At 52.8% G+C, this 14,440-nt stretch carries 18 protein-coding genes; 14 read left to right on the top strand and 4 right to left on the bottom strand.

What is annotated here, in order from left to right; translation table 11 throughout:
* The first annotated feature begins 49 nt into the window (after positions 1-49).
* On the top strand, positions 50-1,429 hold the full coding sequence (gene mpl, locus AC3ITF_RS19775; RefSeq protein ID WP_489175960.1) for a UDP-N-acetylmuramate:L-alanyl-gamma-D-glutamyl-meso-diaminopimelate ligase: 1,380 nt from the start codon (positions 50-52) through the stop codon (positions 1,427-1,429).
* Positions 1,430-1,528: 99 nt separating this feature from the next.
* On the opposite strand, the gene yjgA is transcribed toward mpl, so the two are convergent.
* Complete coding sequence (gene yjgA / locus AC3ITF_RS19770) at positions 1,529-2,080, bottom strand: ribosome biogenesis factor YjgA (protein ID WP_115259582.1); 552 nt, start codon at positions 2,078-2,080, stop codon at positions 1,529-1,531.
* Between the two features lie 95 nt (positions 2,081-2,175).
* Here yjgA and pmbA point away from each other — a divergent pair, with 95 nt between their 5' ends.
* Both pmbA and cybC read left to right on the top strand, forming a co-directional pair.
* Positions 2,176-3,528: a metalloprotease PmbA gene (gene pmbA, locus AC3ITF_RS19765; RefSeq protein WP_096758525.1), complete on the top strand. Its 1,353-nt coding sequence runs from the start codon at positions 2,176-2,178 to the stop codon at positions 3,526-3,528.
* Positions 3,529-3,608: 80 nt separating this feature from the next.
* On the top strand, positions 3,609-3,995 hold the full coding sequence (cybC, locus tag AC3ITF_RS19760) for a cytochrome b562 (RefSeq protein WP_135912669.1): 387 nt from the start codon (positions 3,609-3,611) through the stop codon (positions 3,993-3,995).
* 90 nt (positions 3,996-4,085) lie between these two features.
* On the opposite strand, the gene AC3ITF_RS19755 is transcribed toward cybC, so the two are convergent.
* Both AC3ITF_RS19755 and AC3ITF_RS19750 read right to left on the bottom strand, forming a co-directional pair.
* Positions 4,086-4,766: a hypothetical protein gene (locus tag AC3ITF_RS19755; protein WP_489175959.1), complete on the bottom strand. Its 681-nt coding sequence runs from the start codon at positions 4,764-4,766 to the stop codon at positions 4,086-4,088.
* Positions 4,767-4,771: 5 nt separating this feature from the next.
* A complete protein-coding gene (locus AC3ITF_RS19750; protein ID WP_135912667.1) occupies positions 4,772-5,575 on the bottom strand; it encodes a hypothetical protein in 804 nt (267 codons plus the stop codon).
* A 295-nt stretch (positions 5,576-5,870) separates the two neighbouring features.
* Here AC3ITF_RS19750 and AC3ITF_RS19745 point away from each other — a divergent pair, with 295 nt between their 5' ends.
* From AC3ITF_RS19745 to AC3ITF_RS19695, 11 genes are all read left to right on the top strand, one after another.
* On the top strand, positions 5,871-6,191 hold the full coding sequence (locus AC3ITF_RS19745; protein ID WP_115259581.1) for a glycine dehydrogenase: 321 nt from the start codon (positions 5,871-5,873) through the stop codon (positions 6,189-6,191).
* Between the two features lie 10 nt (positions 6,192-6,201).
* Positions 6,202-6,564: an SFCGS family glycine-rich protein gene (locus tag AC3ITF_RS19740; protein WP_096758522.1), complete on the top strand. Its 363-nt coding sequence runs from the start codon at positions 6,202-6,204 to the stop codon at positions 6,562-6,564.
* A 2-nt stretch (positions 6,565-6,566) separates the two neighbouring features.
* Positions 6,567-6,866 carry a DUF4312 family protein gene (locus AC3ITF_RS19735; RefSeq protein ID WP_096758521.1) on the top strand — a complete coding sequence of 100 codons (300 nt, stop codon included), beginning with the start codon at positions 6,567-6,569 and terminating at the stop codon, positions 6,864-6,866.
* Between the two features lie 22 nt (positions 6,867-6,888).
* Entirely contained in the window at positions 6,889-7,665 is a 777-nt protein-coding gene (locus tag AC3ITF_RS19730) for a DUF4311 domain-containing protein (protein WP_096758520.1), read from the top strand.
* A gap of 11 nt (positions 7,666-7,676) precedes the next feature.
* Positions 7,677-8,321, top strand: coding sequence for a DUF4310 family protein (locus AC3ITF_RS19725; RefSeq protein WP_096758519.1), 645 nt, complete (start codon positions 7,677-7,679; stop codon positions 8,319-8,321).
* Positions 8,322-8,434: 113 nt separating this feature from the next.
* Positions 8,435-9,568: an amidohydrolase/deacetylase family metallohydrolase gene (locus AC3ITF_RS19720; protein ID WP_174360794.1), complete on the top strand. Its 1,134-nt coding sequence runs from the start codon at positions 8,435-8,437 to the stop codon at positions 9,566-9,568.
* On the top strand, positions 9,552-10,670 hold the full coding sequence (locus AC3ITF_RS19715; RefSeq protein WP_146717607.1) for a DgaE family pyridoxal phosphate-dependent ammonia lyase: 1,119 nt from the start codon (positions 9,552-9,554) through the stop codon (positions 10,668-10,670). Before AC3ITF_RS19720 ends, AC3ITF_RS19715 begins: the two co-directional genes overlap by 17 nt.
* The gene (gene dagF / locus AC3ITF_RS19710) at positions 10,667-11,407 is read left to right on the top strand and encodes a 2-dehydro-3-deoxy-phosphogluconate aldolase (RefSeq protein ID WP_174360793.1); all 741 of its coding nucleotides are present in this window, start codon (positions 10,667-10,669) and stop codon (positions 11,405-11,407) included. The genes AC3ITF_RS19715 and dagF overlap by 4 nt, the downstream gene beginning before the upstream one ends.
* Positions 11,408-11,428: 21 nt before the next feature.
* Positions 11,429-13,342: a BglG family transcription antiterminator gene (locus AC3ITF_RS19705; RefSeq protein ID WP_489175958.1), complete on the top strand. Its 1,914-nt coding sequence runs from the start codon at positions 11,429-11,431 to the stop codon at positions 13,340-13,342.
* A 77-nt stretch (positions 13,343-13,419) separates the two neighbouring features.
* The gene (locus tag AC3ITF_RS19700; RefSeq protein WP_115259576.1) at positions 13,420-13,662 is read left to right on the top strand and encodes a type II toxin-antitoxin system RelB/DinJ family antitoxin; all 243 of its coding nucleotides are present in this window, start codon (positions 13,420-13,422) and stop codon (positions 13,660-13,662) included.
* Positions 13,652-13,936: a type II toxin-antitoxin system RelE family toxin gene (locus AC3ITF_RS19695; protein WP_000220581.1), complete on the top strand. Its 285-nt coding sequence runs from the start codon at positions 13,652-13,654 to the stop codon at positions 13,934-13,936. The genes AC3ITF_RS19700 and AC3ITF_RS19695 overlap by 11 nt, the downstream gene beginning before the upstream one ends.
* Positions 13,937-13,939: 3 nt before the next feature.
* Here AC3ITF_RS19695 and nrdG read toward each other — a convergent pair whose 3' ends face one another.
* Positions 13,940-14,404: an anaerobic ribonucleoside-triphosphate reductase-activating protein gene (nrdG, locus tag AC3ITF_RS19690; protein ID WP_489175957.1), complete on the bottom strand. Its 465-nt coding sequence runs from the start codon at positions 14,402-14,404 to the stop codon at positions 13,940-13,942.
* Positions 14,405-14,440: the final 36 nt, after the last annotated feature.

The raw sequence follows: 14,440 nt of genomic DNA, 5'->3' as shown, positions 1-14,440 counted from the left end.
CCTGACATGTGCGTAAAATGACCCCCAGATTAAAAAAGGATAGTGACGTATGCGCATTCATATTTTGGGAATTTGTGGCACCTTCATGGGCGGTCTGGCGATGCTGGCTCGCTCGCTCGGTCATGAAGTAACGGGTTCGGACGCCAATGTGTATCCGCCGATGAGCACCTTACTTGAGAAGCAGGGCATCTCACTGATTCAGGGTTACGATGCCAGCCAGCTCGACCCGCAACCGGACCTGGTGATCATCGGCAATGCCATGACACGCGGTAATCCGTGCGTGGAAGCGGTGCTGGAGAAGAACATTCCGTACATGTCTGGCCCGCAGTGGCTGCATGACTTTGTGCTGCGCGATCGCTGGGTGCTGGCAGTGGCGGGAACTCACGGCAAAACCACCACGGCTGGAATGGCGACCTGGATCCTCGAAGTCTGCGGCTATAAGCCAGGCTTTGTCATCGGCGGTGTGCCGGGGAACTTCGAGGTTTCTGCGCGTTTGGGTGAAAGCGACTTTTTCGTTATTGAAGCGGACGAGTACGACTGCGCATTCTTCGATAAGCGTTCCAAATTCGTACATTACTGCCCGCGTACGCTGATCCTCAACAACCTTGAGTTCGATCACGCGGATATCTTTGACGATCTGAAAGCCATTCAGAAACAGTTCCACCATCTGGTACGTATCGTGCCGGGTCAGGGACGCATCATCTACCCGGAAAACGACATCAATCTGAAACAGACGATGGCGATGGGCTGCTGGAGCGAACAGGAACTGGTTGGTGAGCAAGGTCACTGGCAGGCGAAGAAACTGACGACCGATGCCTCCGAATGGGAAGTGTTGTTAGACGGTGAAAAAGTGGGCGAAGTGAAGTGGGGCCTGGTCGGCGAACACAACATGCACAACGGCCTGATGGCCATTGCTGCCGCTCGCCACGTTGGTGTTCAGCCTGCGGATGCCGCCAATGCGCTGGGCTCGTTCATTAACGCACGTCGACGTCTTGAACTGCGCGGCGAAGCCCATGGCGTGACGGTGTATGACGATTTCGCCCATCACCCGACGGCGATTCTGGCAACGCTCGCCGCGCTGCGCGGAAAAGTCGGTGGCACGGCGCGCATTATTGCCGTGCTGGAACCACGTTCTAACACCATGAAAATGGGACTGTGCAAAGACGATCTGGCGCCGTCGTTAGGTCGTGCAGATGAAGTGTTCCTGCTGCAACCGCCGCACATTCCGTGGCTGGTATCGGAAGTCGCGGAAGCCTGCGTGCAGCCTGCTCACTGGAGCGGTGATGTTGACGCGCTGGCGGACATGGTGGTGAAAACCGCGCAGCCTGGCGATCACATTCTGGTGATGAGCAACGGCGGGTTTGGCGGTATTCATCAAAAACTGCTGGACGGCCTGGCGAAGAAAGCGCAAACACAAGCCGAAGAGTAAAAAAATGCCCGGTGGCGCAATGCTTACCGGGCCTACGATCGACTGTAGGCCGGATAAGGCGTTTACGCCGCCATCCGGCACTTTCAGCATACGGAGAAATTAGACTTCGTTTTCTGCCAACTCACGCAAATACTGAAAAATCTGACGTGCTGATTTCGGCGGCTTATTGCCTTCCTGCTCTTTCTTCGCATTGCGAACCAGAGAACGAAGCTGTTGGCGATCGGCGTGCGGCCACAGTCTGAGGACTTCCGCTACCGCATCATCACCTTCAACGATCAAACGATCGCGCAGCTGCTCCAGCTTGTGAAACATTACAACCTGTTGGTTGTGACGGTTCTTCAGCTTATCCAGCGCCTGACGGATAGGATCGACATCGCGCTGACGCAGCATCTTGCCAATCAGCTGCAGCTGGCGGCGACGGCCTTCCATCTTAATACGCTGAGCCAGCTCAATGGCGGCACGTAAATCCGCATCGAGCGGGATTTTATCCAGCGCGTTTTTCCCCAGTTTTACCAGTTCCACGCCCAGGTGCTTTAACTCCTCGGCGTCACGTTTTATTTCACTTTTACTGACCCAGATAATTTCATCGTCTTCGTCTTCGATGTCATCACCGGGAACGTCGTCGAGCCAGTCTTCGGGCTGCTTAGTCATGTCAGGCTCCTTAAAAAAAGAGGCTAATGTTACCAGTTAAGATGCGCACTGAAAAACGGTTCTCTGTTAGACTTCAGAGAAACTCTCTCTACATTATGGCATTTGCGATGAAAGTAATCTCACAAGTTGAAGCGCAGCGTAAGATTCTGGAAGAAGCAGTCTCGACAGCACTGGAATTAGCATCAGCTCAGTCGGACGGTGCAGAAGTCGCCGTAAGCAAGACGACGGGTATTAGCGTCAGCACCCGTTATGGTGAAGTGGAGAACGTAGAATTCAACAGCGACGGGGCGCTGGGCATTACGGTGTATCACCAGAACCGTAAAGGTAGTGCGTCGTCCACCGATTTAAGTCCACAGGCGATTGCGCGTACCGTGCAGGCTGCGCTGGATATTGCTCGTTACACCTCGCCGGACCCGTGCGCAGGCGTGGCGGATAAAGAACTGCTGGCCTTTGATGCGCCAGATTTAGACTTGTTCCACCCGGCGGAAGTCTCGCCTGACGAAGCCATCGAACTGGCGGCACGTGCTGAACAAGCGGCGTTGCAGGCCGATAAGCGCATTACTAACACCGAAGGTGGCAGCTTTAACAGCCACTACGGCATCAAAGTGTTTGGTAACAGCCACGGTATGCTGCAGGGCTACTGCTCCACGCGTCATTCTCTCTCCAGCTGCGTGATCGCCGAAGAAAATGGCGATATGGAACGCGACTACGCCTACACCATTGGCCGCGCAATCGGCGATCTGCAAACGCCGGAATGGGTGGGGGCCGACTGTGCGCGCCGCACCTTATCCCGTCTGTCACCGCGTAAACTGTCCACAATGAAAGCACCGGTTATTTTCGCCAATGAAGTGGCGACCGGCCTGTTCGGACACCTGGTCGGGGCCATTGCCGGTGGCTCGGTGTATCGTAAATCTACCTTCCTGCTGGACTCGCTGGGCCAACAAATTCTGCCGGAATGGTTGACCATTGAAGAACACCCGCATCTGCTGAAAGGGCTGGCCTCTTCGCCGTTCGACAGCGAAGGCGTGCGTACGGAACGTCGCGATATTATCAAAGACGGCGTCCTGACTCAGTGGCTGCTGACCAACTATTCTGCCCGCAAGCTGGGACTGAAAAGCACCGGTCATGCCGGTGGTATTCATAACTGGCGTATTCCCGGACAAGGTCTAAGCTTCGAGCAGTTGCTCAAAGAGATGGGCACTGGTCTGGTCGTAACCGAGCTGATGGGGCAGGGCGTGAGTGGTATCACCGGCGATTATTCGCGCGGCGCGGCTGGCTTCTGGGTCGAAAACGGTGAAATTCAGTACCCGGTGAGTGAAATCACCATCGCCGGTAACTTGAAAGACATGTGGCGCAATATTGTCACCGTCGGTAACGATATTGAAACGCGCAGTAATATACAGTGTGGTTCTGTGCTACTGCCGGAGATGAAAATCGCCGGGCAGTAATACCCGTCATACTTCGAGCTGCGGCGTGAATTATTACGGGTATCTGGCGTTATTCTTAATAATAAAAAAGGAAGTGAGCAATGCGTAAACACCTGTTAGCGATCGTCGCGGCTTCAACGCTGGTTTTAGGTTCATCTGCGTTTGCAGCCGATCTCGAAGACGATATGGGGATCCTCAACGACAACCTGAAAATCGTGGAAAAAACGGATAACGCAACTGAACTGAAAGACGCGTTAACCAAAATGCGTGCAGCCGCGCAGGATGCACAAAAAGGAACGCCACCGAAGCTGGAAACTAAATCCCCGGACAGCCCGGAGATGAAAGATTTCCGTCACGGCTTTGACACGCTGATCGGCCAGATCGACGGCGCGTTAAAACTGGCGAACGAAGGTAAAGTCAAAGAGGCAAAAGCCGTTGCGGAAGACCTGAAAACCACGCGCAACGAAAACCACAAGAAGTTCCGCTAATTTATTATTATCTATCCCCATCAGGTGCTCTTAATGGTGAGCATCTGATGGGATTTTATAATATGAACTCAGGATACTTAATGTTCTTATTTATTGGTTGGGTTTCATCTCAATAAAGATGCTGGAAAATTTTTTGGGGTACACGCCACCATCGTTGTTCTTCTCAACTTTATCTCCCATGCCAAAGGTAATAAGAATGTTTGGGTGTTTGATCGATTGGTATTTATATTCATAATAAATACTGGTATAGGTATTTATGCAGGTTCCATCTTTTTGTAGTCTGGCACAGTCGCTATTTACTTTTTTATTTTTGTTTATAAATCGTAATCCAAGATCTTTTCTAAAGTTATCCTGACTAAAATTGGGGAAAATAATGTTAAATTCTGTATCAGAAATGGAGATGTTACCAGAGTTTTTCCCTTTCAGATTTTTATCCATCCTTAGGAATAAATATATCCTTCCCCACTTCGTTAATTTCTCAGCCGAAATACCATCAGAGGGACCTTTTTTAGGATATGTTTTCCTTATTTCATCAAAAAATGAAACGAGTTCCTGAGTTATCATTGGAGACTTGTTGGCGATAAGATCAATCCACAGGTTTATTCCTGTGATAAGTTCATCTTTTTCCTGTGCACTAAAAATATATTGTTCTTTGCTCTCCTTTGGTCTGAGCACCTCATCATTAATTTCCTCTAATGCGTTTTCTTTTGGACGATGAACTGCGGAAAAGAAAAATGGGAGTGATAATATGAACAAAAGTAATAGGCGCATGTTGATTACTCCCTTATATCATCATGTATTACCTGCCTTTTATCTTCGGGTAAAAGATCTGAATCACCGGGAGAAAGAACCCATGATTTATATAGTTTAATCCTGTATCCGTCTTCATCTTTTTCTTCGCCTTGTTGAGCTTTTATTTTTCCTGTTTTTTCATACCAGGAAATAGGATCGCCCCAGGTCGCCTGAAAATTTTTAAACCACATATAAGGATTAACCAGCGCAAGGCTGTATGCCGCTATATCGACAACGTTATTACCTGTCCCAATAACCGAACCATGACCATCAGGAGTTGATACACGACTGGTTGATAGAATATCTCTTGCCGTTTCTGCACAGGTATTGTTTAACGATGTATCATAAAAAATGGTTTTGTTATCGACTTTTTTAGTGAATTCAGTGCTGTTCATCTTTATTTTTTCCGCCTGCTCTTTAGAAATACGCAGTCGGAACATTTTGGTTTTTTCTGTGATTTCATATTTTGTATTTCCCGGTCTTTCTCCATTATACTCGTCAGTTATCTTTCCACTCTCGCCGAGTTCTGCCGGACCAAAACTGAAAAATGTATCAACGATATCGTAGTCAGACAGGGTTGGGCGTCTGGTGACATAAAAGAAGGCATGTCCAAAATCTACAGACAGATTAAGTACATTATTATGAAATGCCTCAGGGTAATTAACTTCAAAGCCAACGGTTAATATATATTTATCTTCTCTGCTGATTTGTACAGTTACAGTATTAACTTCACCATTTTTAGATGGTTTAGCCTTTCCTGATGAATGTCGAGGTGATAATGTTTTCATGTTAACTCCTTTTACCATTTGTCAAAAATATATCATCTGTTGATGCCCGATGAAAGAGCAATAATATTCAAGGTAACTAATGGATTAATGAATTCAATAAAACTATGTTTTTTTGTTTTTCTATCATTAGTACCTATAGTGTTTCGATACTTCCCCAAAATGCGACACAGATCGCCATCCCCACCCGTCTTTCCACTTCGAAGTGGAAAACAACTCGCTACAAACTTTTAACCTCCACCGTTAGTTTACGCTTAGAGCCATTAGTGGGGTATGACGAGTGAATAACGGAGCGGTAATGAATGACAGGGGGGAATCGGTGACACCGTCTGGTGAACTGGCCGAACGCATGCTGGCGCAGGTGTATGCCCTGTTGCGCGCACGCCACATCATTCCCAATGCCGTACAGGAACAAATGCTGACATCGCATGTTCGCGCCATGGCGCACCGCTCGGTGACGGGTGAGCCTTTACCCGACGTTGATGCCAGCTTATTTGATGAAATTTCAGCCGAATCAATGGCACTTGCCCGCGACATCGTGGCGGAGTTTGGCAACCTTCCTGAAGAAGAGGCCTGGCTGCTGTCGGTACATTTCGAAGTCGCAAAAGAGAACCTTTAAGGAGCACAAGATGGAACAGATTACTGTGGTGATTGGCGATCGTCTGGGTAAAGGCCAGAAAGTGGCGGCAGGCGTTGAGAAAGCAGGCGGACGTGCGGTCGTGGTACCGGGCGTGGCGGCAGATATGAAGCTGGGTGACATGATGAAAGCGGAAAATGCCACCTTTGGCATTTCGTTTTGCGGCAGCGGCGGCGCGGGGGCTATCACCGCGCAGACCAAATATGGTTACAAAGCCAAATACGGTATGCGCTCGGTTGAAGAGGGCGTCACCGCCATCAACGAAGGTTGTAACGTGCTGGGATTCGGCTTTATGGACAAAGAAGAGCTCGGCGAGCGCCTGGTGCAGGCGTGGCAAAAGAAATACGGCGCTTAAGTATGAAAGAGCAATTCACCACAACGGTGAGAGTCACGGGTAAGGGTGACGCCAAAGCGCGCGCCTTTGCCGATGCCCTGAACCACGTTCAGGCCGCGGTGATGAAAGGGTCACCGCATATCTTACTGCGTATTGAGCCACAGGATGTGCAGGTTGTTCAAGCGCGTGAAACGGTGCGTAAAGAGGCGTTTTTATTCCTATTTTTGCGCCGCGAAAGACGCACTTTCAGCGTGGAGCTGGATGTGACCGTCAACGTGACTGCCATCAATCTTGAGAAGGTGGATTTCGTCACGCAACGCTGATTCACTATTAAAAGGCATAATTATGTTCCTGATAATATTAATAAAATCGCTCATCATCGGCGCGCTGGTTGGCGTAGGTGTCGGCGCTGGGGCTGCACGCATGTTTCATGCGCCTACCTCTCAGGGGATGGGCGCGTTTCGTACTCTGGGGGAGCTGAATTCCTGTGAAGGGGATCCTGCTTCTCACTTCTCATTCGGCCTGGGCTTCTTCTTTAACGCCTGGGCTTCATCCGTTGCGGCGGGGGCGTTCACGCAGGACGTTGACCACCGCATCATCCCTAACTGGGGTGCGGCGGCATTGATGCTCAAAAACCGTAATGTCGGTGAGACGCTGCATGACCCCAGACGCATGGCGATTGCCTGTGGCGTGATTGGCATGATTGTCGTGACCTTCCTGAACCTGACCGCGTCATCCGTACCGGCGGCGCTGCAGGTTACTGCCGTGAAGGTGCTGGTACCGGCGGCAAACCTGCTGGTCAACACCGTGATGCCGGTGATCTTCTGGCTGGCGGCAATCGATGCCGGGAAGAAATCGGGTTTCTGGGCGACCGTCTTTGGCGGCGCGGCGCAGCTGATAATGGGCAACGCCGTACCGGGTCTGGTGCTCGGTATTTTGATTGGTAAAGGCGTCGAAGAGAGCGGCTGGAACCACGTCACTAAAGTGATGATGGTGGCGATCGTGGCGCTGTTCGTGCTGAGTGGTTTCTTCCGCGGCTTCGATATGAAGATGATCGAATCCTTCCATCTGACCGTGCCTAACTGGCTGGAACTGATCCACAACTCACTCAGCGGCAAATAACGGAGGCCACAATGGAACAGAATAAAGGTTTTTGGTTCGCCGACTGGTCGTTCCCGATCTTCGTGGGACTGCTCTCCTCCGGCGTCTTTGCCGGCACGCACATGTACTACCTGTATGGCATCGGTGCGTTTAACGAAGTGGCCTTTGTGGCAATGCTGAAAGCGGGAATGGACACCGGTTCTTACGGGGCGGTAGCGGCGTTTGGTGCGAGCTTCCTGTTTGCCCGCATTATTGAAGGTTCGCTGGTGGGTATCCTGGACATCGGCGGGGCCATCCAGACCGGCGTTGGTTTGGGCGTGCCGGCACTGCTGCTGGGGGCTGGCATTATTTTCCCGGTCGCTAACTTTGCTGCCTCGCTGGTCACCGGTCTGGTGATTGGCCTGGCAATTGGCTACATCATCATTCTGGCGCGTAAGTTCACCATCAATCAGAGCGATTCGACCTACGGGGCGGACGTGATGATGGGAGCCGGTAACGCCTCAGGTCGCTTCCTTGGACCGCTGATCATCCTCAGCGCGATGACGGCTTCCATCCCTATCGGCGTCGGTTCTCTGGCCGGGGCGCTGCTGTTTTACCTGTGGCAGAAACCGATCACCGGCGGTGCGATCCTTGGGGCCATGATCCTCGGTTCCATCTTCCCGATTGCGATTAGCTAATTGCCTGATGGCGCTGCGCTTATCAGGCCTACAGCATCGTACTCGTTGTAGGCCGGATAAGACATTTATGTCGCCATCCGGCAACCGATTTCCTCTTTCTACAGGAGAGTGTGATGTTTGATTTACTCCTGCGCCATGCGCGTCTGGTAGACGATACGGTGAGCGATATTGCGGTCAAGGACGGCAAAATTGCGGCGCTGGGCGAGATAACCGATCCGGCGGTGAAAACCGTCAATTTACGCGGTGAGTGCTACGTCAGCGCCGGGTGGATTGATTCTCACGTCCACTGCTACCCGAAATCCCCGATTTATCATGACCAGCCTGACAGCATCGGGATTGCCACCGGCGTCACCACGGTGGTGGATGCCGGTAGCACCGGCGCTGATGATATTGATGATTTCTATACCTTAACCCGTGAAGCGACCACCGATGTTTATGCCTTGCTGAATATTTCCCGCGTGGGGCTGATTGCGCAAAACGAGCTGGCCAATATGGCTAATATCGACGCTGACGCGGTGAAGCAGGCGGTGCAACGTCACCCGGATTTTATTGTCGGCCTGAAGGCGCGGATGAGCAGCAGCGTGGTCGGTGAAAATGGCATTATCCCGCTGGACCACGCCAAAGCGATGCAAGCGCAGAATGGTGACCTGCCGCTAATGGTGCACATCGGTAACAACCCGCCGGATCTGGATGAGGTCGCCGAACGCCTGACGGCGGGCGACATTATTACCCACTGCTATAACGGCAAACCGAACCGTATTCTGACGCCAGAAGGCGAGTTACGGGCCTCGGTAACGCGGGCGATTTCGCGCGGCGTACGCCTCGATGTTGGACACGGTACCGCCAGTCTGAGCTTTGCGGTGGCGAAACGCGCCATCAGCTTAGGCATTTTGCCGCACACCATCAGCTCAGATATTTACTGCCGCAACCGCATCAGCGGCCCGGTGCATTCATTGGCCAACGTGATGTCGAAATTTCTCGCCATCGGTATGTCGCTCCCGCAGGTCATTGAGTGCGTGACCGCCAGTGCCGCCGACGGCCTGCGCCTGAAAAATAAAGGCCGACTTCAGGTCGGTCTGGATGCCGATCTCACCCTCTTTACGCTGAAGCGCCAGCCCGCCGTGCTGGTCGATGCCGAAAACGACAGCCTGCAGGCTGAACAACTGCTGGTACCGCTTGCTGCAATACGTGCAGGCAAGGGCTATATGACCGAACAAGGGAGCGTGGAACATGCCTTCGATTTTTGAGAAATACCATTTAAAACAGGTTATTAATACCTCTGGGCGCATGACTGCGCTTGGGGTCTCTACGCCGCGACCCGAAGTGGTACAGGCCGCGATGGCGGGGATGAATCAGTACTTCGAAATGAAAGATCTGGTCAATAAAACCGGAGACTACATCGCGAAGTTGCTCGAGGTGGAAGGCGCCACGGTGGTGTCCTGTGCCTCGGCGGGGATTGCCCTGTCAGTGGCGGCTGTGCTGGTAAAAGACAGCGACTGGCTGCTGGAAAACCTGCACGCCACACCAATCGACAACAACGAAATCGTGCTGCCTCGCGGCCATAACGTCAACTTTGGCGCACCGGTTGGCAGCATGGTGGCGCTTGGCGGTGGCAAGTTAGTCGAGGCCGGCTACGCCAATGAATGCTCGGCGGCGCAGCTGACAGCCGCCATCTCGCCGCGCACGGCGGCCATTCTGTATATCAAATCGCACCACTGCGTACAAAAAAGCATGCTCAGCGTAGAGCAGGCCGCCGTGGTCGCACGTACGCATAATCTGCCGCTGATTGTGGATGCAGCGGCGGAAGAAGATTTGCAGTGCTACTACCGTGTCGGTGCGGACCTGGTGATTTACAGCGGCGCCAAGGCGATCGAAGGGCCAACCAGCGGCCTGGTGATTGGTAAAACACAATATGTGGAGTGGGTGAAACGCCAGACGGCAGGTATTGGCCGGGCGATGAAGGTCGGCAAAGAGGGCATTCTCGGGCTGACCTGCGCCATTGAACTGTACCTCAGCGCGCAGAAAGAGAGCGGCGCGGAGATGGTCGAAAAAATGACGCCGTTTATTAATACGCTGAATACCTTCAATGGCGTCAGTGCGCGGGTGGTGTGGGACAGCGCAGGGCGCGACATTGCGCGTACCGAAATTAAGTTTGACGAAGCGGTAACCGGGATCGCCACCGGCGAGCTGGTTGAGGCGCTTAAGCAGGGCGAGTATGCGATCTACTTCCGCGGCTACAAAGCCAACGAAGGCATTATTGAAGCGGACGTGCGCAGTGTAGACCGCGCGCAGCTGGAGATAGTGGCGCGTCGTATTGCGGACGTGACCGGGCAGGAGAAAAAAGTATGAAACTGACGCCTAACTTTTATCGCGATCGCGTCTGCCTGAACGTGCTGGCGGGGTCAAAAGAGAACGCCAGTGATATTTACGCGGCGGCCGAAGGCCATGTGCTGGTCGGTGTGCTGTCCAAAAATTACCCGAGCGTTGAAAGCGCGGTGGCGGATATGCGTGAATACGCGGCGCTTATCGACAATGCGCTGTCCGTTGGTCTCGGGGCGGGCGATCCGAACCAGTCGGCGATGGTTAGTGAAATTTCCCGTCAGGTGCAGCCGCAGCACGTCAATCAGGTGTTTACCGGCGTGGCGACCAGTCGGGCGCTGCTGGGGCAATCTCAAACGGTGGTCAACGGTCTGGTTTCGCCAACCGGTACGCCGGGCTGGGTGAAGATCTCCACCGGCCCGCTCAGCAGCCAGTCAGCAGATGGTGTGGTACCGGTGGCAACCGCCATTGCACTGCTGAAAGACATGGGCGGCAGCTCGATTAAATACTTTCCGATGGGCGGTCTGCAATGCCGCGACGAATATCAGGCGGTGGCTGAAGCCTGCGCCCGGCATGACTTCTGGCTGGAGCCTACGGGCGGTATCGACCTGGACAACTTTACTGAGATTCTGCAGATTGCCCTTGATGCCGGCGTGAGCAAAATCATTCCTCACATTTATAGTTCTATTATTGATAAGGTGAGCGGCAACACCCGGCCTGACGATGTGCGCCAGCTGTTGGCAATGACCCGGGCCTGCGTAGGTTAACTGATTAGTGAGGAAACTGACGTGCGATTCCCCAACCAACGTTTAGCGCAGCTGTTTGGCATGCTGCAAAGCGAGGCGCTGCCGCAGGATGAGCTGGCGCAGCGGTTGTCGGTTTCCACACGCACGGTCAGGGCGGATATTACCGCGCTGAACGCGCTTCTCACCCCGTATGGCGCGCAGTTTGTCCTTAGCCGGGGCAACGGTTATCAGTTGAAAATTGACGATCCGGCACGCTACCAGACGTTACAAACGCAGCAGCCCGAGCGGTTGCTGCGCATTCCGCGTACCAGCCAGGAGCGGGTACACTGGCTGGTGGTTCGTTTTCTGACATCGGCTTTTTCGCTGAAGCTGGAAGATTTAGCTGATGAATGGTTCATCAGCCGGGCGACGCTGCAAAACGACATGGCAGACGTGCGTGAGCACCTGCAACGCTATCGACTGACGCTGGAAACGCGCCCCCGACATGGGATGAAGCTGTTTGGCAGTGAGATGGCGATCCGCGCCTGTCTGACCGATCTTCTGTGGACGCTGGCGCAGCAGGACCCGGCCCATCCACTGGTGATGGAAGAGGCGCTCAATGCGGGCGTCCCGCAACAGCTGCAGCCGGTTTTACAGGATATTTTCACCCGCTTTCATATTCGCCTGACCGACGAAGGAGAGCTCTTTCTGCGCTTATATTGTGCGGTGGCGGTACGCCGGATTAGCGAGGGCTATCCGCTGCCGGAATTTACCGCAGAAGAGGTGGAACATGAGGTGTGCCTGGCGACGCGGGAAATTGCTTCGGTCCTGCACCAACTGGCAGACAAACCACTCTCCGTGTTTGAGGAGAACTGGCTGAAGGTACATATCGCCGCCCGTCAGGTACAGGATATCGCCCCCAGCACGATTAACGCTGACGATGACGAAGCGCTGGTCAATTACATCCTGCGTTTTATCAACACGCAGTACAATTACAACCTGATGAACGATCGGCAACTGCATGCCGATCTACTGACTCATATTAAGACCATGATCACCCGGGTACGCTACCAGATCATGATCCCCAATCCGCTGCTGGAAAATATTAAACAGCACTATCCGATGGCATGGGATATGACGCTGGCCGCCGTGTCGGGGTGGGGGAAATACACCCCGTATACCATTAGCGAAAATGAGATTGGCTTCCTCGTGCTGCACATTGGCGTTGGGCTGGAACGTAGTTACAACATCGGTTACCAGCGACAGCCTCGTGTGCTGTTGGTTTGTGACGCAGGAAACGCCATGGCGCGCATGATTGAAGCGGTGCTGGCGCGTAAATATCCGCAGATTGAGATTGTCGGCACCGTGACGCTGCGCGACTACGAACAACGGGACGCCATCAGCGAAGACTTCGTGATTTCTACCGCACGAATAAATGAAAAAGATAAGCCCGTGGTGATGATCGCCCCGTTCCCCACTGATTATCAACTGGAGCAAATTGGTAAGCTGGTGCTGGTGGATCGCACCCGCCCGTGGATGCTGAACAAGTTCTTCGACGCCGCCCATTTTCGCATTATTGACGAACCGATGGATCAACAGACGCTGTTCAACACGTTATGCGGCCAGCTGCACGATGAAGGCTTTGTCGATGCGGAGTTTCTCGACTCCGTCGTTGAGCGCGAGGCCATCGTCAGCACCCTGCTGGGTGATAGCATTGCGCTGCCGCACTCCCTCGGTTTGCTGGCTAAAAAAACGGTGGTCTATACGGTGCTCGCCCCGCAGGGCATCGCCTGGGGAGACGAAACCGCACATGTGATCTTCTTGCTGGCCATTAGTAAAAGCGAGTATGAAGAAGCGATGGCCATCTACGATATTTTCGTCACCTTCCTGCGTGAACGCGCCATGACGCGGCTCTGTGCGTGTCAGAATTTTACCGAGTTCAAAACGGTTGCCATGGAGTGCGTCAGTCGTTTTTGAGAGGTGTTATCCATAATTCGATGTAATGCGAATGTAATGCTAAACTGCATTACACATTCGATTCTACCGGAGGCATAATGGCCACGCTGAACGTCCGTCTGGATGACAAACTCAAAAATGAGGCTTATGCCGTGCTGGATAAACTGAACATTACTCCAACGGAAGCCGTGCGATTACTGTTCCAGTACGTCGCAGAAACGGGGCGCATGCCAGTGAAAACCGTCACTCTTAGCGATAGTGAAGATGCACTGATTCAGACAGTTCGGGAGAGGCTGTCTAGTCCGCAAAAGGGAATCAAGGTTAGTCTGGATGACTTATGAACTGGAATTCGACCCGAGGGCCTTAAAAGAGTGGCATAAGCTGGGCGATACAGTGAAGGCTCAGCTTAAGAAAAAGTTGGCTGATGTGCTATTGAACCCCAGAATTGACTCTGCCCGTTTAAACGGTCTTCCTGACTGCTATAAAATTAAGCTTAAATCGTCCGGCTATCGTCTGGTGTACCAGGTTCGGGATGAAGTTGTGATTGTGTTTGTTGTCGCGGTAGGCAAGCGAGAACATTCAGCCGTCTATCACGATGCAAACAAACGGCTTTAGCGATCATCGCAAGTGATGTACCACCTGGTTGCTGCTGCCGCGCCAGATCAGCGCCGGGTCTTTCAGATCCTGTACAAATTTGCCATCGACCAGCACGTTGATGAGATCCACCACCTGCATTTGCGCGGCGTTAAGTACATCAAGCTTGTAGCCGGTCCATACCCAGATGTCTTTCCCCGGACACTCAGCGTGAATGCGTTGCACCAGTTTCAGGATATCCGGCACGTTTTGCGGATGCAGCGGATCGCCGCCGGACAGCGAGATCCCCTGGCGAGGGATCCGCGTATCGTTGAGATCGGCAATGATCTTATCTTCCATCTCTTTGGTAAACGGCTCGCCGGAGTTCAGACGCCAGGTGCTTTTGTTATAGCAGCCTGGGCATTCATGCACGCATCCAGACACAAACAGGGTGCAGCGCGTACCGGGGCCGTTGACGATGTCGACGGGGTAATATTGATGATATCGCATAGAGGATGTCCAGAAAGAATGTAGGCCGGATAAGGT

The organism is Citrobacter sp. KH_055_1 (genome assembly GCF_057838705.1).
Note: the sequence above shows the minus strand (reverse complement) of the source record. Positions and strands in the feature narration are given on the sequence as shown.